Here is a 23,340-nt window from a genome sequence, read left to right as displayed (position 1 = left end):
AGAATGGCTGCAATCAAAACTAATCTCCCGCGCCGCAAGTTTGACGTCGTGATCGTCGGCGCGGGCGGCTCCGGCTTGCGCGCAGCGCTGCAACTGTCGCGCGCGGGCCTGTCGGTCGGCGTGCTGTCGAAGGTGTTCCCGACGCGTTCGCACACGGTGGCCGCGCAGGGCGGTATCGGTGCGTCGCTCGGCAACATGAGCGAAGACAACTGGCACTTCCACTTCTACGACACGATCAAGGGCTCCGACTGGCTCGGCGACCAGGACGCGATCGAGTTCATGTGCCGTGAAGCGCCGAACGTCGTGTACGAACTCGAACACTTCGGCATGCCGTTCGACCGCAACGCGGACGGCACGATCTACCAGCGCCCGTTCGGCGGCCATACCGCGAACTACGGCGAGAAGCCGGTCCAGCGCGCATGCGCGGCCGCCGACCGTACCGGTCACGCGCTGCTGCACACGCTGTACCAGCAGAACGTCGAAGCGAAGACGCAGTTCTTCGTCGAATGGATGGCGCTCGACCTGATCCGCGACGCGGACGGCGACGTGCTCGGCGTGACGGCCCTCGAGATGGAGACGGGCGACGTCTACATCATGGAAGGCAAGACGACGCTGTTCGCGACGGGCGGCGCAGGCCGGATCTTCGCGGCATCGACCAACGCGTTCATCAACACCGGCGACGGCCTCGGCATGGCTGCGCGCTCGGGCATCGCGCTGCAGGACATGGAGTTCTGGCAGTTCCACCCGACCGGCGTGGCCGGCGCGGGCGTGCTGATCACCGAAGGCGTGCGTGGCGAAGGCGGTATCCTGCGCAACGCGAACGGCGAGCGCTTCATGGAACGCTATGCACCGACGCTGAAGGACCTGGCGCCGCGTGACTTCGTGTCGCGTTCGATGGACCAGGAAATCAAGGAAGGCCGCGGCGTGGGTCCGAACAAGGATCACGTGCTGCTCGACCTGTCGCACATCGGCGCCGAGACGATCATGAAGCGTCTGCCGTCGATCCGCGAAATCGCGCTGAAGTTCGCGAACGTCGACGCGATCAAGGAACCGATCCCGGTCGTCCCGACGATCCACTACCAGATGGGCGGCATCCCGACCAACATCCACGGCCAGGTCGTCGGCACGTCGCGCGGTCACAAGGATCCGGTCAACGGCTTCTACGCAGTGGGCGAATGCTCGTGCGTGTCCGTGCACGGCGCGAACCGCCTCGGCACGAACTCGCTGCTGGACCTCGTGGTGTTCGGCCGTGCGGCCGGCAACCACATCGTCGAGCACGTGAAGAGCCAGAAGGAACACAAGCCGCTGCCGGCCGATGCAGGCGAATTCTCGCTGGCGCGCCTGGCGAAGCTGGACAAGTCGACCTCGGGCGAATACACGCAGGACGTCGCGAACGACATCCGTTCGACGATGCAGAAGCACGCAGGTGTGTTCCGCACGTCGGAGCTGCTGAAGGAAGGCGTCGACCAGATGGCCGGCCTGAAGGCGCGCGTGGAAAACATCCACCTGAAGGACAAGTCGAAGGTGTTCAACACCGCGCGCGTCGAAGCGCTCGAGCTGGAGAACCTGATCGAAGTGGCCCGCGCCACGATGGTGTCGGCGGAAGCGCGCAAGGAAAGCCGTGGCGCGCACGCACACAGCGACTACGAACACCGCGACGACGAGAACTGGCTGCGCCACACGCTGTGGTACAGCGAAGGCGATCGCCTCGACTACAAGCCGGTTCAAATGAAGCCGCTGACGGTCGACTCCGTGCCGCCGAAGCCGCGCACGTTCTAAGCCGAGTCAAAGGAATCCGAAATGGCAAAACGCATTTTTGAAGTCTACCGCTACGATCCGGACAAGGACGCAGCGCCGCGCATGCAGACGTACGAGCTCGAGATCCAGCATGAGCGCATGCTGCTCGACGCACTGGTGAAGCTGAAGGCACTGGACGAGACGCTGTCGTTCCGCCGTTCGTGCCGTGAAGGCGTGTGCGGCTCGGACGCGATGAACATCAACGGCAAGAACGGTCTCGCGTGCCTGACGAACCTGAACGACCTGCCGCAGAAGATCGTGCTGCGTCCGCTGCCGGGCCTGCCCGTCGTGCGCGACCTGATCGTCGACATGACGCACTTCTTCAACCAGTACCACTCGATCAAGCCGTACCTGATCAACGACGCGCCGCCGCCGGAGAAGGAACGCCTCCAGTCGCCGGAAGAACGCGACGAGCTCGACGGCGTGTACGAGTGCATTCTGTGCGCGAGCTGCTCGACGTCGTGCCCGAGCTTCTGGTGGAACCCGGACAAGTTCGTCGGCCCGGCCGGCCTGCTGCAGGCTTACCGCTTCATCGCGGACAGCCGCGACACCGCTACCGGCGAGCGTCTCGACAACCTGGAAGACCCGTACCGTCTGTTCCGTTGCCATACGATCATGAACTGCGTCGACGTTTGCCCGAAGGGCCTGAACCCGACGAAGGCGATCGGCAAGATCAAGGAACTGATGGTTCGCCGCGCGGTTTAAGGCCGGGCTGCAATGAGCGACGATTCGCATCAATCCGACCCGCACCGTCGCGCGCGCCTTCGCTGGCGCGCGCGGCGGGGTCTGCTGGAAAACGACATCGTATTCGAGCGTTTCTTCGGCAGATACGAGCATGACCTCACCGATGCAGACGTAGGCGCGTTGTCGCGCCTGCTCGATCTGAGCGACAACGACCTGATGGACTTGCTCCTCGCGCGCAAGGAACCAGAAGGCGACCTAGACAGCCCGGACATTCACCGGCTGTTGGAGATGCTGCGCAACGTGTAACGCCAAGGTGTGACACGTTGTGCCCGTTATCGAATCCCGTTTCTTTATTTCGATTGAGGATGTGCCATGACTCCGTCTGATGTTAAAGCCACGCTATCGTTCAGCGACAACTCGCCGAGCGTCGAACTGCCGATCTACAAGGGCACGATGGGCCCGGACGTGATCGACATCCGCAAGCTGTACGGCCAGACCGGCAAGTTCACGTACGACCCGGGCTTCATGTCGACGGCAGCTTGTAATTCGGCGATCACGTACATCGACGGCGACAAGGGCGAGCTGCTGTACCGCGGCTACCCGATCGACAACCTCGCGCAAAACGCGGACTTCCTCGAAAGCTGCTACCTGCTGCTGAAGGGCGAACTGCCGAACGCAGCGCAGAAGAAGGAATTCGTCGACACCGTCACGAAGCACACGATGGTGCACGAGCAGATGCACTTCTTCTTCCGTGGCTTCCGCCGCGACGCGCACCCGATGGCGATCCTGGTCGCCGCAGTCGGCGCGCTGTCGGCGTTCTACCACGACTCGCTCGACATCAACGATCCGCGTCACCGTGAAGTGTCGGCGATCCGCATGATCGCGAAGCTGCCGACGCTCGTCGCGATGGCATACAAGTACAGCATCGGCCAGCCGTTCGTGTATCCGAAGAACTCGCTGTCGTACAGCGCGAACTTCATGCACATGATGTTCTCGAACCCGTGCGAAGAGTACAAGGTCAACGACGTGCTCGTCCGCGCACTCGACCGTATCCTGATCCTGCACGCCGACCACGAGCAGAACGCATCGACGTCGACCGTCCGCCTGGCCGGCTCGTCGGGCGCGAACCCGTTCGCATGTATCGCGGCCGGTATCGCGTGTCTGTGGGGCCCGGCGCACGGTGGTGCGAACGAAGCCGCGCTGAACATGCTCGAGCAGATCGGTTCGCCGGACAACATCCCCGAATTCATCAAGCAGGTGAAGGACAAGAATTCGGGCGTGAAGCTGATGGGCTTCGGTCACCGCGTGTACAAGAACTACGACCCGCGTGCGAAGCTGATGCGCGAAACGTGCTACGAAGTGCTGAACGAACTGGGCCTGCATGACGACCCGCTGTTCAAGCTCGCGATGCAGCTCGAGAAGATCGCGCTGGAAGACGAATACTTCGTGTCGCGCAAGCTGTACCCGAACGTCGACTTCTACTCGGGCATCGTTCAGCGCGCGCTGGGCATCCCGACGTCGATGTTCACGTGTATCTTCGCGATGGCACGTACGGTCGGCTGGATCGCACAGTGGAACGAAATGATCGGCGATCCGGAGCAGAAGATCGGCCGTCCGCGTCAGCTGTTCATCGGCGATACGCCGCGCGAAGCGAAGCCGCTCAACGCACGTTAAGCCGTGTGTGGCGCGAACGGCCGGCAGGCCGCTCGCGTCGGGCAATCGCAATGCCACGACACCCCGACGGGTCATCCCGTCGGGGTGTTTTCATTTGCGCGCCGGATCGGCGCGATGCTCCAGCGACGGCGGGCGGGTGTCGAGTGCGGGCGCGTCGTCATCGGGCGCGTGGCCGTGCCGCACGAAGAACTGCCGGTAGGCGCCGGGCGTCATCCCGCGTGCGGCGAGGAACTGGCGGTTGAAGTTCGCGGCATTCGGAATGCCGCAGCGCGCGGCCACGGTCGCGATCGGCCAGTCGGTGCCGACGAGATGGCGGCACGCGTGCGCGAGCCGCAGCCGCTGCACGTAGCGCCCGACGCTTTCGCCGAGATGCCGGACGAACAGGCGCTGCAGCGTGCGTTCGGACATGTGCGCAGCGGCGGCGAGCGCGTCGATGCGCAGCGGTTCGTGGAAGTGCCGGTCGATCGCGTCGAGCACGCGGTCGAGGCGCTCGGCTTCGGGGGCTGCCGTATCGGCGTGCGGTGTCGTGCGTTCGGTCCGGTCGTATGCGTGCGCTGTGGCGAGCGGTTCGCCGCCGGCTTCCGCGAGATCGGCGAGCGTGTCGAGCGCGGCCGCGAGCCTGGTGCGCGGCGACGGATCGAGCAGGTGCGGCAGCCGCGCCCGCATCGCGCGGGCTGTGTCCGGGTCGAAGCGCAGGCCCGGTGCGGCACGCCGCAGCAGCGAACGCAGCGGCGCGTATTCGGGACAACAGTCGGCCAGCCGCCGCGCCCAGTCGCCGTCGAACCAGATGACGACGGCGACTTCGGGCGCATCGCGATCGATGCGTGCGTTCGACGACCAGGTATGCGGCAGGTTGGGCGGCACGAGCACCAGGTCGTCGTCCGCATAGTGCGCGACGTGATCGCCGATGAAGCGCCGGCCGCGGCTGTTGAGCGTCAGCGTCAGTTCGTACTCGGGATGGCGATGCCATTCGAACGGAATGCGCGCGAGCTGGCGGTGATAAACACGGATCGAACAGCCGGGGGCGAACGTCACGTGCTCGTACTGCGGTTCCATCGCGGCCTCCGGGAGAGGGCGGGCATCGCGCCATGGCATGATCGAGGGCGATCGTCACGACGGAGCAATGCCATGTTTTCACATGTTTGCGTGGGCGTCAGCGATACCGCGCGCGCCTACGATTTCTACGCGCCGCTGTTCGCGGAACTCGGGCTGCGCCTGAAATTCCGCGAGCCGGACGGCTGGTCGGGCTGGATGCCGGCCGACGCCGACCGGCCGCTGTTCTTCTTCGGCCAGCCGCTCGACGGCCGCGCGCCCGAACCGGGCAACGGCCACACGATCGCGTTCGTTGCGCCGACGCGCGCGCACGTCGATCGCTGCCACGCGCTCGCGCTGCGCCACGGCGGCACCTGCGAAGGGCCGCCGGGCCTGCGGCCGGACTATCACCGCGATTACTACGGCGCCTATTTCCGCGATCCGGACGGCAACAAGCTGTGCGTGGTCTGTCATCGTCCCGAGTGATCCAGGGTTGTCAGGATTGTATCGATAGTTGGCCGGATAACGGTGATCTCGGCTGCGCGCCGGCCGTACGCTGACGGCACATCACGACACCTGTCAGCGAGGAGACCACGATGCAACTGACGATTGACGATTTGCCTGCCGCGATTCGCGACGCGAAAAAGCGGCTGCGCACCGACCTGCCCGGTTATGCGGCCACGTTCCGCGAGCTGGAGGGCGACATCGCGCGGCAGGTCGACGCGATCCGCCGCGCGCATGCGCATGGCCACGACGTGATTCCGGTGGTGCCGTTCGCGGACATCGCGGGTGGGACCGTCGATCCGCGCGCGGTCGCAGCGATCCGCGCGCATGGCGCGGTCGTGATCCGTCGCGTATTCGATGCGCGGCAGGCGCGCGACTGGAACGACGAGATCGGCGCGTACCTGGACGCGAACCGCTTCGCCGAGCGGCTCGATGCGCGCGCCGAGGACCGCTATTTCGGCAACCTTGCGTCGGGCAAGCCGCAGATCTACGGCGTTTATTGGTCGAAGCCGCAGGTGGCTGCGCGCCAGTCGCCGGCGCTGACGCAGGCGCGCGTGTTTCTGAACCGCCTGTGGCGGCACGCCGACGGCGGGCGTACGCACTTCGATCCCGACCAGGTGCCGGCCTATGCGGACCGGATTCGCCGCCGCCCGCCCGGCTCGACGTCGCTCGGGCTGTCGCCGCATGTCGACGGCGGTTCCGTCGAACGCTGGCTCGGCGCGAACTTCCGCCAGGTCTACCGTCACGTGCTGGCCGGCCGCTGGCGTGATTACGACCCGTTCGATGCGGCGTTCCGTCCGGACGTCGAGGAGATTCCGTCGCCGGCCGTGTGCTCGATGTTCCGCACGTTCCAGGGCTGGACCGCGCTCACGCCGCAGGGGCCGGGCGACGGCACGCTGCAGTTGATCCCGGTTGCGAACGCGATGGCCTATGTCGTGCTGCGCGCGCTGCAGGACGATGTCGCCGACGACGACCTGTGCGGCGCGCGTCCGGGTCGCGCGCTGTCGATCCGGCCTGAATGGCACGCACTGTTGCTCGATGCGCTGGTGCCGATCCCGCACATGGAGCCGGGCGACGCGGTGTTCTGGCACGGCGACGTCGTGCACGCGGTCGAGGATGCGCACCGCGGCAGCGGCGACAGCAACGTGATGTACATCGCGGCCGCGCCCGGTTGCGCGAAGAACGACGCGTACCTGCTGCGCCAGCGGGCCGCGTTCCTGCGCGGCGAGAGCCCGCCCGATTTTCCGGCCGACCATTTCGAGGTCGAATTCGACGGACGCGGCGGGAAGGGCGATCTCTCGGCGCTCGGCCGTTCGCAGATGGGGTTCGGGCCGGGTGCTTAGCCCGCGTCGCACGGGAAAGCGGCCGTTCGCCACGCGGTTGCGCGTTGCGCAACATGAGTGAACGGCCGTCTGCCGAATCCGCTGCGGGCAGCATGCAATTCGACGCAATCGGCTGTCGGCGCAGCCGAAATCGACGCGAATTGCCCAATTTGGCTTCCGATAATGGTCCGGACACAACGCAGCCGCCCCGTGTGCCGCACGGGTGTGGCGCTGACCATGGAGGAGTCGATGCAATTCACGCAAGCGATCGTTCGCCGTCCCGCGCCGTCCTGTGGCGCGGGCCTGACCACTGCCGCGCTCGGCGCGCCCGACTACGACAAGACGCTCACGCAGTTCCACGCATACTGCGACGCGCTGCGTACGCTGGGCGTCGAGCTGACCGAACTGCCGCCGCTGGACGCGTTTCCCGATTCGCACTTCGTCGAGGACGTCGCGGTCGTGACGCCGGAATTCGCGGTGATCACGCGACCCGGTGCACCCGCCCGGCGCGGCGAGACGGCGCACATCGAAGCGGCGCTCGCCGCGCATCGCGACCTGCTGCCGATGCAGGACGGCCGTCTCGACGGCGGCGACGTGATGCTGGTCGGCAAGCGCTTCTACATCGGCCTGACAGGCCGTACCGACGCCGAAGGCATCGCCGCGTTCGAATCGCTCGTGTCGCGCTACGGCTATTCGGTCGTCGCGGTGCCGGTGGGTGCCGGCCTGCATCTGAAGTCGGTCGTCAACGCGCTCGGCGACGACACGCTGCTCGTGACCGAAGCGCTGGCCGCGCATCCGGCATTCGCCGACTATCGCCGGATCGCGATCTCGGCCGCCGACGAATACGCGGGCAACACGCTGCGCGTGAACGGCACGCTGATCACGCCGGCCGGCTACCCGCGCGTGCACGACGCGATCGCGTCGCTCGGGCTGCCGCTGCACGTGATCGACACGAGCGAGTTCCGCAAGATGGACGGCGGCCTGACCTGCCTGTCGCTGCGGTTCTAGCCGATTGGCGCGCGGCCGCTTCGGCCGGATAATGTGGCCCCCGCGCGGAACAGGAGACGTTCCGCGCACCAGCCACGACCCGACCGGAGCGAACGCGGATGACCGACAAGAAGATGCAGCTCGACAAGATCGATCTCCGGATCCTCGACATCCTGCGTACCGACGGGCGCATTTCCTACCGGAAGCTGTCGGAGCTCGTGAACCTCACGCCGCGGCCCTGCCAGGCGCGCGTGGAGCGGCTGGAGGCCCTCGGCGTGATCGAGGGCTACCGTGCGGTGATCAAGGCGCCGCGCGCGACCAAGCCGATCGTCGTGATCGCGCAGATCGTGCTGGCCGACCACGGGCGTTCGCAGGCGCCGTTCGAGGACGAGATGCGTGCGAATCCGGCCGTGCTCGATTGCTGGCTCGTGAGCGGCATGTTCGATTTTCTCGTGCGGCTCGCGTGCGAGGATCTCGACGAGTACCGGCGGATCGCGAACGTGTGGCTGGAAAGCCCGCGATTCCGGATCGAGAAGATCGTGACGACGGCCGAACTGCAGGCGATCAAGCGCAGCGTCGTGTGATGCGTCCGGCCGGCAGCGGCCGGTTTCGACGCGAATGACCGGGCCTGACGATTTGTATTCCGAATCAAATTGTCCGGCCCGAATCCAATCAGGGTGAACACTATGGATGCTATGCAAGCGGCAGTGGAGACGGCCGCGCCGTCGGGCACGACGCTGAAGCGCCGTCTGCAGGGCCGCCACATCGCGATGATCGCGATCGGCGGCTCGATCGGCACGGGGCTGTTCGTCGCGTCGGGTGCGTCGGTCGCGCAGGCGGGGCCGGGCGGTGCGATCGCCGCGTATATCGCGATCGGGCTGATGGTGTACTTCGTCGTCACGGGCCTCGGCGAGATGGCCGCACTGATGCCGGTGTCGGGGTCGTTTGCGATCTACGGCGAGAAGTACGTCGACGAAGGCTTCGGCGTCGCGCTCGGCTGGACCTATTGGTACAGCTGGGCAGTGACGATCGCGATCGAGCTGGTCGCCGCGCAGATCGTGATGCGCTACTGGTTTCCGACCATACCCGGCATCTGGTGGGGCGCGGGCTTCCTCGTGCTGATCTTCCTGCTGAATACGCTGTCGGTGCGCGGCTTCGGGGAGTCGGAATACTGGTTCTCGCTGATCAAGGTCGTGACCGTGGTCGCGTTCATCGCGGCCGGGCTGCTGATCGCCGCCGGCCTGATCGGGAACGGGCATCCGGTCGGCTTGCGCAACTTCACGACCGGCGACGCGCCGTTTGTCGGCGGCGTGCACGCGATGATGAGCGTCGCGCTGATCGCGGGATTCTCGTTTCTCGGCACCGAGCTGGTCGGCATTACCGCCGGCGAATCGGAGAATCCGCGCAAGACGATCCCGCGTGCGGTGAAGCAGATTTTCTGGCGGATCATGCTGTTCTACGTGCTCGCGATCTTCGTGATCGGCCTGCTGGTGCCGTACACGGACCCGAACCTGCTGAAGAGCGACGTGACCGACATCGGCGTGAGCCCGTTCACGCTGGTGTTCAGCCATGCGGGTTTCCGGCTCGCCGCCGGCGCCATGAATCTCGTGATCCTGACGGCCGTGCTGTCGGCCGGCAACTCCGGCACCTACGCGGCGACGCGGATGCTGTACAACCTCGCGTCGGAGGGGCGCGCGCCGGCGATGTTCGCGACGCTGTCGCCGGGCGGCGTGCCGCGCAACGCGCTGTACGCGACGATGGCCGTCGGCGGGCTGTGCTTCCTCACGTCGTTGACCAACAACCAGAGCATCTATCTGTGGCTGCTGAACACGGTCGGCATCACGGGCTTCATCGCATGGCTCGGCATCGCGGTCTGCCATTACCGGTTCCGCAAGGGGTTCCTGAAGCAGGGCTACCGGCTCGATCAGCTGCCGTACCGCGCGAAATGGTTCCCGTTCGGGCCGCTGTTCGCGATCGCGATCTGCATCGTGATCTCGCTCGGGCAGGATTACCAGGCGTTCTTCGCGGCCCGCATCGACTGGATGGAAGTGCTGTCGATCTACGTGTGGATTCCGCTGTTCGTCGCGATCTGGTGGGCATATCGCCGGGCGCGCAAGAGCCGGCTCGTGCGCTACGAGGAGATGGACATCGGGCCGTGGCTGACGCGCTCGGTCGAGGCCGTCGATGCGGCGGCCACGCAGCACGGGCACCCGCACTGACTTGTCGGTATTGAAGGCGCGGCACCGAAAGCGCGGCAACGGAAGCCGGTCGTATCGGACGGCCGGCTCCGCAACGACGGCCCGCGCGCGGCGGCGCACGCAAACCGCGCTCAGTGCGCGTGCTGCAACCGCGCCTTCATGAAGTCCACCCACGCGCGCACTTTCTGCGGCACGTGCCGCGTCGCGACGTACAGCGCGTAGACGTTCTGCTGCGGAAACCGGTACGCGGGCAGCGCATCGACCAGCGTGCCGCTCTCGAGATCGTCGCGCACGAGCCATTCGGGCAGCAGCGCGACGCCGCTGCCCCGGCGCGCGAGTTCGGTCAACACCGATGCGTTGTCGACGACGACGCGAGGCTTCGCGGCCGGTCGAAACGCGTGTTCGTTGCCCGCGCGATCGGTGAGCGTCCACTCGGCGATTCGCTCGAGCCGGCTGTGGCCGAGCTGCGGCAGGCGGGCGAGGTCGTCGGGCGACGCCGGTTTAGGGCGCCCGGCCCTCGCCGGCAGGTCGGGCGCCATTACGGCGAGTACGTCGTAGGTGGCGAGGCAGACGCCGCGATAGGGCAGGTCGCGAAAATGCTCGTGACGCCCGAGCCGGATCGCGACGTCGAAGCGGTCGCGCACGAGATCGGCCTGCGACGTATGCGTTTCGAGCCGCACGCGTAACGCGGGATGCTGCGCGGTGAACGCATGCAGCATCGGTGCGAGGACGCGCGCCGCATACTCGACCGTCGACGTCACGCGCAGCATGCCCTGCATCCCGCCATGTTCGCCGCGCACTTCGTCGATCGCCCCTTCGGCTTCGTCGAGCACGCGCAGGCAGCGCTGGTAGAAGCGCTCGCCGGCGTCGGTCAGCTCGACACGCCGGGTCGTGCGCGTGAACAGCGTGACGCCGAGCTCGGCTTCGAGCTGCTTCACGTTGAAACTGACGGCCGCCCGCGCCTGGTTCAGTGCGGTGGCGGCGGCCGTGAACGAACCGGCTTCGACCACGGCACGGAAAACGGCGAAACGATCGAGGCTCACCATGGTTGGGGCGTGGGTCCTGTCTGGGTGTTGGATCGCTCGAAGGGTACCCGAATGTGCGGCCGTGCGGCGTTGCGTTGTCGTGGCATCGTGGCGGCGCGATCCGATTGTCAAAAAATTGCGACGGGACTCGTCGCATCCGGCCGCTTACCGATACGCGTGCCGGCTTCTACACTGCGGCGTTTCGTGATGTTCCCGCCGCCATGCCAGACCGTTCCAGAATCGCCGCCGTCTACCTGCTCGGCTTCGCGATCGACCTCGCGAACATGTTCATGCTGAACGCCGCGTATCCGGCGCTGCAGCGCGAACTGCACGCGTCGGTTGCGCAGCTTGCGTGGGTCGGCAACATGTACGTGCTCGGCCTGACCGTCGTGATTCCGTTCGGCACGTGGCTCGCGCGCCGTTGCGGCGAGCGGCGCGTGTTCGCGGCTTCACTGCTGCTGTTCGGGCTCGGCAGTGCCGGCGTCGGCGCATCGCCGTCGATCGAGACGCTGCTCGCGTGGCGGCTGGTCCAGGGGCTCGGCGGCGGGCTGCTGATACCGGTCGGGCAGACGATGGCCTATCGCGCGTATCCGCCGCAGGCACGGGCACGGCTCACGTCGGTCGTGATGATGGTCGCGCTGCTCGTGCCGGCGTTGTCGCCGGCGATCGGCGGGGCGATCGTCGATCGCGGTTCGTGGCGCGCGATCTTCTTCGCGATGTTGCCGATCGCGGCCGCGACCTGCGCGCTCGCGTTCGCATGGCTGCCGCGCGACGGCGCGCGTGACCGGCCGCCGCGGCTCGACTGGCCGGGGCTCGGCCTGAGTGCGGTCACGCTCGTCGCGCTGCTGCTCGGGCTGACCGCCGCGGGGCAGCCCGGCGGCGCGGCATTCCCGCTCGCGATGCTGGCCGTCGCGAGCGCGGCGGGCACGGGCTATGCGGCGCATGCGCGTCGCGCCCTGTCGCCGGTCGTCGACCTGCGCCTGCTCGCCCAGCCGCTGCTGCGAACCGGCGTGGTGGTCTATCTGTGCGTGCCGGGCATCTTCACGGGCGTCAACCTCGTCGCGTCGCTCTATCTGCAGAACGCGCTCGGGTTGAGCGCCGCGCATGCCGGCGCGCTGATGCTGCCGTGGGCGATCGCGGCGTGCTTCGCGATCGCGACCACGCGCCGCTGCTTCGCGCGCCACGGCGCGAAACCCTTGTTCGCGAGCGGCATCGCGATCGATTGCGTCGGCATCGCACTGCTCGCGACGCCCTGGGCCGACGTCGAAGCCGTGCGCATCGCGGCATTCGCGGCGATGGGGTTCGGTGCGAGCCTGTGCACGAGCACGTCGCAAAGCGCGGCGTTCGTCGATGTGCCTGCCAACCGGATGGGCGGCGCGAGCGCGCTGTGGAACATCAACCGCCAGTTGAGCTTCTGCGTTGGCGTGGCCGTGCTCGGCAGCGCACTCAATGCGTTGCTGGCGTTCGACGTGGGCGGGCCGTCGCTCGCGCCGTACCGCTGGTGCTTCGGGCTGGCGGTCGTGCTGACGTTGCTGCCGCTGGGCCTGATTGCACGGCTTCCCGCATACCGTGCGCCGGTCGCGCAACCCGTTTCATCCCACTCGTGAGAACCTGAGAGCCTTATGAATTTGCCGAATCCGTATTTCAAGGAAGTCGTCGACACCGTTGCCGACATCGCGTGCTGGTTGTCCGGCCGTGCCGGCCCCGAGCGGCTCGCGACGCTGATGGCGCGTTTTTCGCCGGGATTTTCGATGATCACGATGTCGGGCACGGTGCTCGATTACGCGGGCATCGATGCGCTGTTTTCACACGGGCACGGCGCGCGCCCGGGGCTGGTGATCGACATCGACGAGTTGCGCGGGCTTGCCGTGTGGTCCGATGGCGCGACGATCGGCTATCGCGAGACGCAGACCAACGCGCAAGGGCAACGCACGGTGCGGCGCTCGACGGTCGTGTTCCGGCGCGAGGCGGACGGGCTGATCGTGTGGCGCCATTTGCACGAGACGCCGGTCGCCGCGTGAGCGGGGCGTCGGCCGCCCTGCGTGAAGCGGCGCGGATGCGGTGCCGGCGTTACTTGTCCAGCTCCGGATAGTGCCGGAAGATGCCCATGTCGTTGAACGGGATGCGGCGTTCCGACGCGAGATAACGCGCCACCGGCGGATGCTCAGCGACGCGGTCGTGCAGCGCGACCAGCGCCGCGATTTTCCGCTCCGCGCGCTTCATCGCCTTCGGAAACGCGTAACGCAGCCCCTCGATCAACTGGAACATCGACAGGTCCGCATAGCTGAGTGCGTGGCCGGCGATGTAGCCGCTCTTGTGCGGGTTCTGGTCGAGTACGCGCTCGAAATAACCGAGGAATTTCGGCAGCCGGTTCTCGAGGAAATCGGCCGCGCGCTCGGCGGCTTCCGCCTGCTGGTCCTCGTAGTAGAGGCCGCTTGCGATCGGATGGTGCGTGTCGTGGATCTCGGTGACGAAATCGGCCACGGTCAACTGAAGCTGGTGCACCCACAGCCGCCCGGCTTCGTCGTCCGGCGCGAGCCCGAGCCGCGCGCCGAGAAACAGCAGGATGTTCGCGGTCTGCCCGACCACCAGGTCGCCGGCTTTCAGGAACGGCGGTGCAAACGGCACGCATTCCGCCTTCGCGCTGTCCATCATGCGCATCATCGCCGGCACCCCCATGCCGCGCCCCGATTCGCGCGCGACGTCGACGTAGTCGGCTTCCGCCGCCTCGAGCGCGAGCCGTACATATTCGCCTCGGCCCTGGATCTCGGGCCAGTAATACAGTTCGTATCGCATGCTGTTTTCCCGTTCGTTGAAGCGGCCGCCACCGGCATCGTGACGATCGGGCGGCCGCGCGTCGCGCGCCGCCCGCTGCGAATAGACAGTCTAGGCGATCGCGGGAAAAGTGCCGCGCGTCACCATCACGCGCTACGCGCCGTGCTCGCCGCCCTCGGGGCCGTAGAAGAACACCCAGGTCGAGAAGTCGCCGGAGAAGCCGGTGAAGCGGTGGTCGGCGTGTGCCGGGACGAACAGCACGTCACCGGCCGCGACCGCGCATTCGCGTCCGTCGACGACGAAGTGCGACGTGCCGGTGGCGATCACGTAGACCTCGTCGCGCGTATGCGGCTTCTGCTTGTCCTCGACGCGCGGCCGGTACAGCTCGACGTCGAGCGTGCCGTGGCAAAACAGCGTCGTGAACAGCGTGCCTGCTTCGTCGAGACGGGCGAGCGATTCGTTCAGGCCGAGCTTCATCGTCGTGTACTCCTGGTCCGGGTCGTGGGGATTGCCCATGTGCGTTGCGCCATCGTAGCGCGTCATGCGGGGAAGTCGCGCGGCGTGCGGGGCGCATGATCGCCATCCGTGGAACGAATCGCGCAGGCGCTCACCCTATGTGAAACGCGGGCATCCATCCGTGAAACGAAGGCGCGATTGCGCGTATTGGCTCGCAAACTTCACCGCAATTTAACAAACGCCGACTACGATCCGGGCTCGTCAATCGATGGAGGCGCGGCGATTAGACCCGCGCTGCGGTACTGCCGTCCGTCGCCACCTGTGCGACTCGCCCGACTGCGATTTCCCGTGACCGTGAATGCGACGCCGGGGGATCGCGTCGACGTCATTCGCATCATTTCGTATTTCTCATGAAACTGAATCCGCTGGCTTCTTCACGCAGAAAATTCCTGGCCGCCGCGCCGGCCGTCGCGGCGGTGCCGCTGCTGAGCGCATGCGGCGGCGACGACGTCACGTCGATGCCCGTTACCGACGCCGCGCTGGCCGCGCAGATGTCCGCGAAGCTGAATGCGCAGCTCGGCGATGCCGCGACGGTCGGCGCGATCCAGCCGGCGCTGACCGACGTCGGATTTGCGTGGGACCTGCCGACGATGCCGGCGGCCCAGGCCGGCGCGATCGTCGCGTACAGCTTCGGCAATCGCCCGAACGCGGCAAGCGGCAATACGTCGAGCACGGGCGGCAACCAGTCCGCGCTGCCCGATCCGGGGCCCGTCAACGAAGCGCTCGCGGATGCCGTCTATCGCATTCGGCAACTGAAGCCGGTCAAGGTCTACGCGCAGTGGGAGATCGCCCGCTTTCTCGTGTCGAAATACGGGATGGGCGCCGACGTGCTGTCCTCGATCGAGCCCGTGATCTCGAGCGACGGCACGATCGTGTACCTCAGCACGGCCGGCGTGGCCGCCGAGGCCGTGTCGCGCGCGGGCGGCGCGGCGGCGATGGGCAGCGTCGCGGTGGTCGGCCATCGGGATCATGCGAAGCGCTGCATCCAGACCTCGCAGCAGGCGGGCATGAAGGCGGCCGCGGTTGCCGAGGTGCCGTTGCCGACGCGCTACGACCCGCAGTCGGGCCAGCCGTGGACGCGCAACCGCAGCCTGTACCTCGTGCATGACATGTATGCGCAGATGCTCGCCCGCGCGGTCGGCGCGACGATGCAGGCGTTCCCGAAGGGCTGACGCACTTTCTTTCCCCCGATTCCGATGACCATGCAGACCCGCCGCCATTTCCTCGCTTCCGCTGCCGCGCTTGCCGCGACCGGTACCGCCAGCACGCCGGGCTTCGCCGGCGACGCTCCCGTTTCAGACGCCGAACTGCAACGCCAGATGCTCGGCAAGCTGACGAACGAACTGAACGACCGCGCAGCCGCCGCCGACGAGGCCGGTTACCTGTTCGAGACGTTTTTCTCGTGGACGCCGCCGACCGTCCAGGCCACGGCCATCAACACGATTGCCGCATTCGCTTTGGGCAATCGCGCCGCGCCGTCGTCCGGCGCCGCGCCCGTGCCGGGCCCCGTGAACGAGGCGATTGCCGACGCGGTGTTCCTGCTGCGCCAGAAGGTTGCCGCGCGGATCTTTGCGCAGCAGGAAGTCGCGAGCGTGCTCGCGTCGAAATACGGGCTGACGGCCGGCGTGACGTCGATCGCGACACCGGCGCCGGCCGCCGGCAGCCCGATACCGACGCCCGACGGCGTCGTAACCGCGATCGTCAGGCAGGCCGGCTCGGCGTCGGCACTCGGCAACGTCGGTGTCGTCACGCATTCGGATCAGGCGTCGATTGCCGTGCGCGTGTCGAATGCCGCGGGGATGCAGGCCGCGGTGCCGGCGGGCCTGACGCTGCCGTCGCTCTACGACGCGTCCGCGCAGATGCCGGCCTTGCGGCGCCGCGATCTTTACCTGCTGAGCAACGTCGGGGTGCAACTCGGGATGCTGCGGCTCGAGCTGATCAACCGCGAATACCCGAACGGCTGACGCTGCGGGGCACTCGCGGTATCCGCTGCCGCACGACTTCACGTTCCGGGCGCCCGGTGTGCGGCGCAATCGCGAGCTACGGGCCGTTCAAGACGCCTTCGCCGCACGACACGTCGCAGCGAAGGGTGTTGTTCCGCAACGGCCGCTTCCACTTGCCGGAGGACGCGCAGCGCTTCTGCGTGCAGCGCGTTACCGACCCCACGAAGGTGGCCAGCAGGCGCGTGTCGCCGTGACACGCATCCCGTGCGACGGCTGCAACCGCCGCCGCGCCGTTCGCGCCCGCATTTGCCGGGTAATGCCGATACAGGTATTGGCACTACCAGCCAAACCACTGTTTTTAATGGGTTTTTTCGCGTGCGGCCCGCGCCGTGACGCGTTCTGCGTGGCATAATCGACCGCATCCGCAAGGCTTGTAGTCACAACGACCCCGCATACCCATGGCACAGACTCTCTACGACAAACTGTGGAACACCCACGTGGTCCACACCGAGGAAGACGGCACGACTTTGCTCTACATCGACCGTCAGCTGCTGCATGAAGTCACGAGCCCGCAGGCATTCGAAGGGCTGAAGATCGCGCAGCGTCCGGTGTGGCGCATCAGCGCGAACCTGGCCGTGTCGGACCACAACGTGCCGACCACCGATCGCAGCCACGGCATCGCCGATCCCGTCTCGAAGCTGCAGGTCGACACGCTCGACGCGAACTGCGATGCGTTCGGCATCACGCAGTTCAAGATGAACGACGTGCGCCAGGGCATCGTCCACATCATCGGGCCGGAGCAGGGCGCGACGCTGCCGGGCATGACGATCGTGTGCGGCGATTCGCATACGTCGACGCACGGCGCGTTCGGCGCGCTCGCACACGGCATCGGCACGTCGGAAGTCGAGCACGTGCTCGCCACGCAAACCCTGCTGCAGAAGAAGAGCAAGAACATGCTCGTGAAGGTCGAGGGTGCGCTGCCGCGCGGCTGTACCGCGAAGGACATCGTGCTCGCGATCATCGGCAAGATCGGCACGGCCGGCGGCACGGGCTACGCGATCGAATTCGGCGGCTCGACGATCCGCGCGCTGACGATGGAAGGCCGCATGACCGTCTGCAACATGGCGATCGAAGCGGGCGCGCGCGCGGGCATGGTCGCGGTGGACGACACGACCATCGATTACCTGAAGGGCCGTCCGTTCGTGCCGACCGGCGCGGAATGGGATCAGGCCGTCGAATACTGGCGTCAGTTCAAGTCGGACGAAGGCGCGCAGTTCGATCGCGTGGTCGAGCTGAACGCGGCCGAGATCGTGCCGCAGGTCACGTGGGGCACGTCGCCGGAAATGGTCACGTCGATCGACGGTCGCGTGCCCGATCCCGAACGCGAGAAGGATCCGGTCAAGCGCGACGCGATGGAGCGTGCGCTGGCCTACATGGCGCTCGAGCCGAACACGCCGATCGAGTCGATCAAGGTCGACAAGATCTTCATCGGTTCGTGCACGAACGCGCGCATCGAGGACATCCGCGCAGCCGCGTACGTCGTGAAGAAGCTGAACCGTCGCGTCGCGTCGAACGTGCGGCTCGCGATGGTCGTGCCGGGCTCGGGCCTCGTGAAGGCGCAGGCCGAGCGCGAAGGGCTCGACAAGGTGTTCACGGATGCCGGTTTCGAATGGCGCGAGCCGGGCTGCTCGATGTGCCTCGCGATGAATGCCGACCGGCTGGATCCGGGCGAGCGCTGCGCGTCGACGTCGAACCGCAACTTCGAAGGGCGGCAGGGCGCGGGCGGTCGCACGCACCTCGTGAGCCCCGCGATGGCGGCGGCCGCGGCCATCGAAGGTCACTTCGTCGACATTCGCAAGCTGGGGTGACGCGTGACGGCATCGAAGGTCATCGCGCGGCTGGTTGCCGCGCTGGCGCTGGCGGGGCTGGGTTTCGGCCTTGCGGGCTGCAATACCGTCCAGGGCTTCGGGCAGGACGTCAACGCCGCCGGCAATGCGCTGAAGCGCGCCGCGGAGTGACGAGTCCCGCCGAGAATTTGTCGATGTGCGCCGGCTGAACGCCGGCCCTTCAACCGGATAGACGGATCATGGAAAAATTCATTGTGCATACCGGCGTCGTGGCGCCGCTCGATCGCGAGAACGTCGACACCGACGCGATCATCCCGAAGCAGTTCCTGAAGTCGATCAAGCGCACGGGCTTCGGTCCGAACGCGTTCGACGAATGGCGTTACCTCGATCACGGCGAGCCGGGCCAGGACAACTCGAAGCGTCCGCTGAATCCCGACTTCGTGCTGAACCAGCCGCGCTACCAGGGTGCATCCGTGCTGCTCGCGCGCAAGAACTTCGGCTGCGGCAGCTCGCGCGAGCACGCGCCGTGGGCGCTGCAGCAGTACGGCTTCCGCGCGATCATCGCGCCGAGCTTCGCGGACATCTTCTTCAACAACTGCTACAAGAACGGGCTGCTGCCGATCGTGCTGACCGAGCAGCAGGTCGATCACCTGTTCAACGAGACGGCTGCGTTCAACGGTTTTCAGCTGACGATCGACCTCGACGCACAGGTCGTGCGTGCGGGCGACGGCCGCGAATATCCGTTCGAGATCGCCGCGTTCCGCAAGTATTGCCTGCTGAACGGCTTCGACGACATCGGCCTCACGCTGCGCCACGCGGACAAGATTCGCCAGTTCGAGGCCGAGCGCCTCGTGAAGCAGCCGTGGCTCAATACCAAGCTGGTCGGCTGACGTGCCTTTCGGGCGGGCGCGCCGGCGGCGCGCCCGCCGGCCTGCCTCATAAAACCTATCCAGTCAGGAATTTCGCATGAAGATTGCAGTGCTGCCCGGCGACGGCATCGGTCCGGAAATCGTCAATGAAACGGTGAAGGTGCTGAACGCACTCGACGAGAAGTTCGAACTCGAACAGGCGCCGGTCGGCGGCGCGGGCTACGAGGCAAGCGGTCATCCGCTGCCGGACGCGACGCTGGCGCTCGCGAAGGAAGCCGACGCGATCCTGTTCGGCGCCGTGGGCGACTGGAAGTACGACTCGCTCGAGCGCGCGCTGCGCCCCGAGCAGGCGATCCTCGGGCTGCGCAAGCATCTCGAGCTGTTCGCGAACTTCCGCCCGGCGATCTGCTACCCGCAGCTCGTCGATGCGTCGCCGCTGAAGCCGGAGCTGGTCGCGGGCCTCGACATCCTGATCGTGCGCGAACTGAACGGCGACATCTACTTCGGCCAGCCGCGCGGCGTGCGTGCCGCACCGGACGGCCTGTTCGCGGGCGAACGCGAAGGCTTCGACACGATGCGTTATTCGGAACCGGAAGTGCGCCGTATCGCGCACGTCGCGTTCCAGGCGGCCCGCAAGCGCGCGAAGAAGCTGCTGTCGGTCGACAAGGCGAACGTGCTCGAAACGTCGCAGTTCTGGCGCGACATCATGATCGACGTGTCGAAGGAGTACGCGGACGTCGAGCTGTCGCACATGTACGTCGACAACGCGGCGATGCAGCTCGCGAAGGCGCCGAAGCAGTTCGACGTGATCGTCACCGGCAACATGTTCGGCGACATCCTGTCGGATGAAGCGTCGATGCTGACGGGCTCGATCGGCATGCTGCCGTCGGCGTCGCTCGACAAGAACAACAAGGGCCTGTACGAACCGTCGCACGGTTCGGCGCCGGACATCGCGGGCAAGGGCATCGCGAACCCGCTCGCGACGATCCTGTCGGCCGCGATGATGCTGCGTTACTCGCTGAATCGTGCGGAGCAGGCCGACCGTATCGAGCGCGCGGTGAAAACGGTGCTCGAACAGGGCTACCGCACGGGCGATATCGCGACGCCGGGTGGCAAGCAGGTCGGCACGACGGCGATGGGCGACGCGGTGGTCGCGGCGCTGTAACGCAGGCAAGTAGAAAGGGCGCGAACGGGCCGCGAAATCGGCCGGTTCGCGCGCGGTTGGCCGTTGTGCGGGCAACCGGCTTTGTGTAGACTCGAACGATGGCGCAAATTTCCCTGATCTCCCCGGTCTTGAAACTCCACGGCAACATTGCCCGTGCGGGTGCGCGCGCCATCGTCATCACGAAAACCATTACCACGAAAACGATCATTAAACGCTGATCGTCCGTCGTGCCCGCCTATTTCCCCGCGCGGTCACACCGGGGACGGAAATGGCGGGGAAGCTCCATCAAAGGGTTAGTCATGAACGTAGGTCTCGTAGGTTGGCGCGGCATGGTCGGCAGCGTCCTGATGCAGCGCATGCAGGAAGAGGGCGATTTCGACCTGATCGAACCGGTGTTTTTCAGCACCAGCAACACGGGCGGCAAAGCGCCGTCGTTCGCGAAAAACGAGACTACGCTCAAGGACGCGACCAACGTCGACGAGCTGAAGAAGTGCGACGTGATCATCACGTGCCAGGGCGGCGACTACACGAACGACGTGTTCCCGAAGCTGCGCGCGGCGGGCTGGAACGGCTACTGGATCGATGCGGCATCGTCGCTGCGGATGAAGGACGACGCGGTCATCATCCTCGATCCGGTCAACCTCGACGTGATCAAGGACGCGCTCGTCAAGGGCACGAAGAACTTCATCGGCGGCAACTGCACGGTCAGCCTGATGCTGATGGCGCTCGGCGGCCTGTTCCGCGAGAACCTCGTCGACTGGATGACGGCGATGACCTACCAGGCCGCATCGGGCGCGGGCGCGCAGAACATGCGCGAACTGCTGTCGCAGATGGGCACGCTGAACGGCGCGGTGAAGGAGCAACTCGCCGATCCGGCATCCGCGATCCTCGACATCGACCGCCGCGTGCTGGCCGCGATGAACAGCGACGCGATGCCGACCAGCAACTTCGGCGTGCCGCTCGCCGGCTCGCTGATCCCGTGGATCGACAAGGATCTCGGCAACGGGATGTCGAAGGAAGAGTGGAAGGGCGGCGCGGAAACCAACAAGATCCTCGGCAAGCCGGCAATGGGCGAGCCGGGTTCGATTCCGGTCGACGGCCTGTGCGTGCGGATCGGCGCAATGCGCTGCCACTCGCAGGCACTGACGATCAAGCTGAACAAGGACGTGCCGCTCGACGAGATCAACGGCATCCTCGCGTCGGCGAACGACTGGGTGAAGGTCGTGCCGAACGAGCGTGAAGCGTCGATGCGCGACCTGTCGCCGGCGAACGTCACGGGCACGCTGACGGTGCCGGTCGGCCGCCTGCGCAAGCTCGCGATGGGCGGCGAATACCTGTCGGCGTTCACGGTCGGCGACCAGCTGCTGTGGGGTGCGGCCGAGCCGCTGCGCCGCATGCTGCGCATCCTGCTCGACAAGTAAGCTCGTGTGTCCGGCCCGCGATGCGCGGGCCGCGTTGCACAAGATGGCGCGCCGCGCCGGCCTTGACGATATCAGGGCTGGCGCGGCGCGTTTTTCATGTGCGCGTCAGCGCATGTTCAGCAGCGTCTGGTCGACGGTCTGCTGGGTCTTGATCGTCTGCGCATTGGCCTGATAATCGCGCTGCGCCTTGATCAGGTTCACGAGCTCGGTCGTCAGGTCGACGTTCGAGTTTTCCAGCGCACTTCCCTGCAGCGTGCCGTGGTTCGTGCTGCCCGGCGCGGAGATCTGCGGCACGCCCGACGCGGCGGTTTCCACATACTGATTGCCGCCGATGTTCTCGAGCCCGTTCGGGTTGTTGAAGTTCGCGAGCGCGATCAGGCCGAGCACCGCGCTCTGGCCGTTCGAGTAGTTGCCGGTCAGCTTGCCGTCGGTGCCGATCGAGAACGTCGTCAGCGTGCCGCTCGCGAAGCCGTCTTGTGCGAGGTTGGTCACGCCGCTCTTTCCGCCGAACTGCGTCGTGCCGCCCAGGTCGAGCGTCAGGTTCTGCGGATTGGCGCCGCCCGACGCGTTGGGGATCGAAAACGCGAACTGACCGAGGCTCGGCGTCGGCTGGCCGGTGGCGGCCGATGTCGTCGAGGTGATCCGGCCCGATGTGTCGAACGTGACGGTGCCGAGATTCGTCGGCGTCTGGCCCTGCACGCCCGCGTAGGCCTGCCAGGTGCCGGCCGCGTTCTTCGTGAAGTACATCGACACCTGCTGCGAGCCGCCGAGCGTGTCGTACACCTGGATCGACGAATTGTAGTTGTACGTGGTGTTGTCGCCCGGGTTGAACGGCGTCTTGGCCGGCACCTTGTCCTGCGAATTCAGGTTGAACTGGCCGGTGATCTTCGTCGTCGCCTGCGGGGCGATGTTGTTGGTCGGCGCCTGCAGCGGCACGGTCGCCGCGGTATTGATCGCGCCGCCCGGGCCTGCCGCATAGCCCATCAGGTTGCGGTTTTGCGAATCGACGATGGCGCCGCTCTTGTCGCGGTGGAATACGCCGTCACGCGAGTACGTCGTCACGCCGTTGTTCGACATCTGGAAGAAGCCGTTGCCGTTGATCGCGATGTCGAGCGACGACTTCGTCGTGTTGATCGTCCCCTGGCCGAATTGCTGCTGCACCGACGCGAGCCGCGTGCCGATGCCGATCTGCGTGTTGGTCGACGTCGCAACCGAATTCGCGTACATGTCGGCGAAGTTCGCGCGCCCCTGCTTGAAGCCGACCGTGTTTGCGTTCGCAATGTTGTTGCCGATCACGTCGAGATGGTTCGCCGCGCCGGCCAACCCGCTCAAACCCTGCTGATAGCCCATGTTCGATCCCCGTAACGAGCTGGTGAGTAGATGCAGTCGTGCGACTGCGCGATGCCTCCCTGGCACCTCACGACGTCAGCCCGGCCGCGCGCGTGCCCGCCTTTCCGGCAGGTGCGTGCGCGATGGTCGAACTGCGCCGATTCTTGTTTGAAGACGATCGTAACGACGGCAATTATTCGATCTGTGTAATTTTGTGTAATGTAATTGAATTGCTGTCGAAATGATCGATTT

At 66.3% G+C, this 23,340-nt stretch carries 25 protein-coding genes; 20 read left to right on the top strand and 5 right to left on the bottom strand.

The window, feature by feature from the left end; genetic code table 11:
* Nucleotides 1-3: 3 nt before the first annotated feature.
* From sdhA to gltA, 4 genes are all read left to right on the top strand, one after another.
* Nucleotides 4-1,779, top strand: a complete 1,776-nt coding sequence (gene sdhA, locus VK92_RS08160) for a succinate dehydrogenase flavoprotein subunit (RefSeq protein WP_021158704.1) — start codon at nt 4-6, stop codon at nt 1,777-1,779.
* A gap of 21 nt (nt 1,780-1,800) precedes the next feature.
* Nucleotides 1,801-2,502: a succinate dehydrogenase iron-sulfur subunit gene (locus tag VK92_RS08155; protein WP_006479352.1), complete on the top strand. Its 702-nt coding sequence runs from the start codon at nt 1,801-1,803 to the stop codon at nt 2,500-2,502.
* Between the two features lie 12 nt (nt 2,503-2,514).
* Complete coding sequence (locus VK92_RS08150; RefSeq protein WP_011548107.1) at nt 2,515-2,787, top strand: FAD assembly factor SdhE; 273 nt, start codon at nt 2,515-2,517, stop codon at nt 2,785-2,787.
* Between the two features lie 66 nt (nt 2,788-2,853).
* On the top strand, nt 2,854-4,155 hold the full coding sequence (gltA, locus tag VK92_RS08145) for a citrate synthase (protein ID WP_011355741.1): 1,302 nt from the start codon (nt 2,854-2,856) through the stop codon (nt 4,153-4,155).
* 90 nt (nt 4,156-4,245) lie between these two features.
* Here gltA and VK92_RS08140 read toward each other — a convergent pair whose 3' ends face one another.
* Nucleotides 4,246-5,211, bottom strand: a complete 966-nt coding sequence (locus VK92_RS08140) for a helix-turn-helix domain-containing protein (RefSeq protein WP_048022098.1) — start codon at nt 5,209-5,211, stop codon at nt 4,246-4,248.
* A gap of 72 nt (nt 5,212-5,283) precedes the next feature.
* Between VK92_RS08140 and VK92_RS08135 the strand changes: the two genes are divergently transcribed.
* The 5 genes from VK92_RS08135 to VK92_RS08115 all read left to right on the top strand — a co-directional run bounded on the left by VK92_RS08135 (nt 5,284) and on the right by VK92_RS08115 (nt 10,219).
* Complete coding sequence (locus VK92_RS08135) at nt 5,284-5,673, top strand: VOC family protein (protein ID WP_021158706.1); 390 nt, start codon at nt 5,284-5,286, stop codon at nt 5,671-5,673.
* 110 nt (nt 5,674-5,783) lie between these two features.
* Nucleotides 5,784-7,034, top strand: coding sequence for a DUF1479 domain-containing protein (locus VK92_RS08130; RefSeq protein ID WP_048022095.1), 1,251 nt, complete (start codon nt 5,784-5,786; stop codon nt 7,032-7,034).
* Nucleotides 7,035-7,262: 228 nt separating this feature from the next.
* On the top strand, nt 7,263-8,021 hold the full coding sequence (locus VK92_RS08125; protein WP_021158709.1) for a dimethylarginine dimethylaminohydrolase family protein: 759 nt from the start codon (nt 7,263-7,265) through the stop codon (nt 8,019-8,021).
* A 98-nt stretch (nt 8,022-8,119) separates the two neighbouring features.
* Nucleotides 8,120-8,584, top strand: a complete 465-nt coding sequence (locus VK92_RS08120; RefSeq protein WP_048022094.1) for an Lrp/AsnC family transcriptional regulator — start codon at nt 8,120-8,122, stop codon at nt 8,582-8,584.
* Nucleotides 8,585-8,686: 102 nt separating this feature from the next.
* Nucleotides 8,687-10,219 (top strand): amino acid permease, encoded by a 1,533-nt coding sequence (locus VK92_RS08115; protein ID WP_042974237.1) that lies wholly within the window; start codon nt 8,687-8,689, stop codon nt 10,217-10,219.
* A 110-nt stretch (nt 10,220-10,329) separates the two neighbouring features.
* Here the strand turns inward: VK92_RS08115 and VK92_RS08110 are convergent, their stop codons facing one another.
* A complete protein-coding gene (locus VK92_RS08110; protein ID WP_048022093.1) occupies nt 10,330-11,244 on the bottom strand; it encodes a LysR family transcriptional regulator in 915 nt (304 codons plus the stop codon).
* A gap of 200 nt (nt 11,245-11,444) precedes the next feature.
* On the opposite strand from VK92_RS08110, the gene VK92_RS08105 reads away from it, so the two are divergent.
* Nucleotides 11,445-12,830, top strand: coding sequence for an MFS transporter (locus VK92_RS08105; protein ID WP_048022091.1), 1,386 nt, complete (start codon nt 11,445-11,447; stop codon nt 12,828-12,830).
* 15 nt (nt 12,831-12,845) lie between these two features.
* Nucleotides 12,846-13,244: a hypothetical protein gene (locus VK92_RS08100; protein ID WP_048022089.1), complete on the top strand. Its 399-nt coding sequence runs from the start codon at nt 12,846-12,848 to the stop codon at nt 13,242-13,244.
* A gap of 49 nt (nt 13,245-13,293) precedes the next feature.
* On the opposite strand, the gene VK92_RS08095 is transcribed toward VK92_RS08100, so the two are convergent.
* Entirely contained in the window at nt 13,294-14,019 is a 726-nt protein-coding gene (locus tag VK92_RS08095) for a glutathione S-transferase (protein WP_048022087.1), read from the bottom strand.
* Nucleotides 14,020-14,151: 132 nt separating this feature from the next.
* Nucleotides 14,152-14,475, bottom strand: coding sequence for a cupin domain-containing protein (locus tag VK92_RS08090; RefSeq protein WP_048022177.1), 324 nt, complete (start codon nt 14,473-14,475; stop codon nt 14,152-14,154).
* 389 nt (nt 14,476-14,864) lie between these two features.
* On the opposite strand from VK92_RS08090, the gene VK92_RS08085 reads away from it, so the two are divergent.
* The 8 genes from VK92_RS08085 to asd all read left to right on the top strand — a co-directional run bounded on the left by VK92_RS08085 (nt 14,865) and on the right by asd (nt 21,759).
* Complete coding sequence (locus VK92_RS08085; protein WP_048022085.1) at nt 14,865-15,686, top strand: hypothetical protein; 822 nt, start codon at nt 14,865-14,867, stop codon at nt 15,684-15,686.
* Nucleotides 15,687-15,716: 30 nt separating this feature from the next.
* The gene (locus tag VK92_RS08080; RefSeq protein WP_048022083.1) at nt 15,717-16,478 is read left to right on the top strand and encodes a hypothetical protein; all 762 of its coding nucleotides are present in this window, start codon (nt 15,717-15,719) and stop codon (nt 16,476-16,478) included.
* Between the two features lie 437 nt (nt 16,479-16,915).
* A complete protein-coding gene (gene leuC / locus VK92_RS08075; protein ID WP_021158716.1) occupies nt 16,916-18,325 on the top strand; it encodes a 3-isopropylmalate dehydratase large subunit in 1,410 nt (469 codons plus the stop codon).
* A gap of 3 nt (nt 18,326-18,328) precedes the next feature.
* The gene (locus tag VK92_RS08070) at nt 18,329-18,475 is read left to right on the top strand and encodes an entericidin A/B family lipoprotein (RefSeq protein WP_021158717.1); all 147 of its coding nucleotides are present in this window, start codon (nt 18,329-18,331) and stop codon (nt 18,473-18,475) included.
* Between the two features lie 68 nt (nt 18,476-18,543).
* Nucleotides 18,544-19,194: a 3-isopropylmalate dehydratase small subunit gene (leuD, locus tag VK92_RS08065; RefSeq protein WP_021158718.1), complete on the top strand. Its 651-nt coding sequence runs from the start codon at nt 18,544-18,546 to the stop codon at nt 19,192-19,194.
* 76 nt (nt 19,195-19,270) lie between these two features.
* Nucleotides 19,271-20,338, top strand: a complete 1,068-nt coding sequence (leuB, locus tag VK92_RS08060; protein WP_048022081.1) for a 3-isopropylmalate dehydrogenase — start codon at nt 19,271-19,273, stop codon at nt 20,336-20,338.
* A 98-nt stretch (nt 20,339-20,436) separates the two neighbouring features.
* Nucleotides 20,437-20,556, top strand: coding sequence for a hypothetical protein (locus VK92_RS08055; RefSeq protein ID WP_021158720.1), 120 nt, complete (start codon nt 20,437-20,439; stop codon nt 20,554-20,556).
* Nucleotides 20,557-20,637: 81 nt separating this feature from the next.
* A complete protein-coding gene (asd, locus tag VK92_RS08050; protein WP_027791140.1) occupies nt 20,638-21,759 on the top strand; it encodes an aspartate-semialdehyde dehydrogenase in 1,122 nt (373 codons plus the stop codon).
* Nucleotides 21,760-21,864: 105 nt separating this feature from the next.
* Here asd and flgE read toward each other — a convergent pair whose 3' ends face one another.
* On the bottom strand, nt 21,865-23,109 hold the full coding sequence (gene flgE, locus VK92_RS08045) for a flagellar hook protein FlgE (RefSeq protein ID WP_048022078.1): 1,245 nt from the start codon (nt 23,107-23,109) through the stop codon (nt 21,865-21,867).
* A gap of 38 nt (nt 23,110-23,147) precedes the next feature.
* Here flgE and VK92_RS41560 point away from each other — a divergent pair, with 38 nt between their 5' ends.
* Nucleotides 23,148-23,333 carry a hypothetical protein gene (locus tag VK92_RS41560; RefSeq protein ID WP_131723336.1) on the top strand — a complete coding sequence of 62 codons (186 nt, stop codon included), beginning with the start codon at nt 23,148-23,150 and terminating at the stop codon, nt 23,331-23,333.
* The last annotated feature ends 7 nt before the right edge of the window (nt 23,334-23,340 follow it).

The sequence above is a fragment of the Burkholderia sp. LK4 genome, from assembly GCF_001043615.1.
GTDB classification, from domain to species: Bacteria; Pseudomonadota; Gammaproteobacteria; order Burkholderiales; family Burkholderiaceae; genus Burkholderia; species Burkholderia cepacia.
The sequence above is the reverse complement of the archived record's forward strand: the minus strand, read 5'-3'. Positions and strand labels throughout refer to the sequence as shown.

Coding starts and splice junctions, on each gene's coding strand:
- VK92_RS08090 (WP_048022177.1), bottom strand. CDS start 14,475: ATGAAGCTCGGCCTGAACGAATCGCTCGCCCGTCTCGACGAAGCAGGC.
- VK92_RS08140 (WP_048022098.1), bottom strand. CDS start 5,211: ATGGAACCGCAGTACGAGCACGTGACGTTCGCCCCCGGCTGTTCGATC.
- VK92_RS08130 (WP_048022095.1), top strand. CDS start 5,784: ATGCAACTGACGATTGACGATTTGCCTGCCGCGATTCGCGACGCGAAA.
- flgE (WP_048022078.1), bottom strand. CDS start 23,109: ATGGGCTATCAGCAGGGTTTGAGCGGGTTGGCCGGCGCGGCGAACCAT.
- VK92_RS08100 (WP_048022089.1), top strand. CDS start 12,846: ATGAATTTGCCGAATCCGTATTTCAAGGAAGTCGTCGACACCGTTGCC.
- leuB (WP_048022081.1), top strand. CDS start 19,271: ATGAAGATTGCAGTGCTGCCCGGCGACGGCATCGGTCCGGAAATCGTC.
- VK92_RS08120 (WP_048022094.1), top strand. CDS start 8,120: ATGACCGACAAGAAGATGCAGCTCGACAAGATCGATCTCCGGATCCTC.
- VK92_RS08150 (WP_011548107.1), top strand. CDS start 2,515: ATGAGCGACGATTCGCATCAATCCGACCCGCACCGTCGCGCGCGCCTT.
- VK92_RS08110 (WP_048022093.1), bottom strand. CDS start 11,244: ATGGTGAGCCTCGATCGTTTCGCCGTTTTCCGTGCCGTGGTCGAAGCC.
- leuC (WP_021158716.1), top strand. CDS start 16,916: ATGGCACAGACTCTCTACGACAAACTGTGGAACACCCACGTGGTCCAC.
- VK92_RS08055 (WP_021158720.1), top strand. CDS start 20,437: ATGGCGCAAATTTCCCTGATCTCCCCGGTCTTGAAACTCCACGGCAAC.
- VK92_RS08135 (WP_021158706.1), top strand. CDS start 5,284: ATGTTTTCACATGTTTGCGTGGGCGTCAGCGATACCGCGCGCGCCTAC.
- leuD (WP_021158718.1), top strand. CDS start 18,544: ATGGAAAAATTCATTGTGCATACCGGCGTCGTGGCGCCGCTCGATCGC.
- gltA (WP_011355741.1), top strand. CDS start 2,854: ATGACTCCGTCTGATGTTAAAGCCACGCTATCGTTCAGCGACAACTCG.
- asd (WP_027791140.1), top strand. CDS start 20,638: ATGAACGTAGGTCTCGTAGGTTGGCGCGGCATGGTCGGCAGCGTCCTG.
- VK92_RS08085 (WP_048022085.1), top strand. CDS start 14,865: ATGAAACTGAATCCGCTGGCTTCTTCACGCAGAAAATTCCTGGCCGCC.
- VK92_RS08155 (WP_006479352.1), top strand. CDS start 1,801: ATGGCAAAACGCATTTTTGAAGTCTACCGCTACGATCCGGACAAGGAC.
- VK92_RS08105 (WP_048022091.1), top strand. CDS start 11,445: ATGCCAGACCGTTCCAGAATCGCCGCCGTCTACCTGCTCGGCTTCGCG.
- sdhA (WP_021158704.1), top strand. CDS start 4: ATGGCTGCAATCAAAACTAATCTCCCGCGCCGCAAGTTTGACGTCGTG.
- VK92_RS08125 (WP_021158709.1), top strand. CDS start 7,263: ATGCAATTCACGCAAGCGATCGTTCGCCGTCCCGCGCCGTCCTGTGGC.
- VK92_RS08080 (WP_048022083.1), top strand. CDS start 15,717: ATGCAGACCCGCCGCCATTTCCTCGCTTCCGCTGCCGCGCTTGCCGCG.
- VK92_RS08115 (WP_042974237.1), top strand. CDS start 8,687: ATGGATGCTATGCAAGCGGCAGTGGAGACGGCCGCGCCGTCGGGCACG.
- VK92_RS08095 (WP_048022087.1), bottom strand. CDS start 14,019: ATGCGATACGAACTGTATTACTGGCCCGAGATCCAGGGCCGAGGCGAA.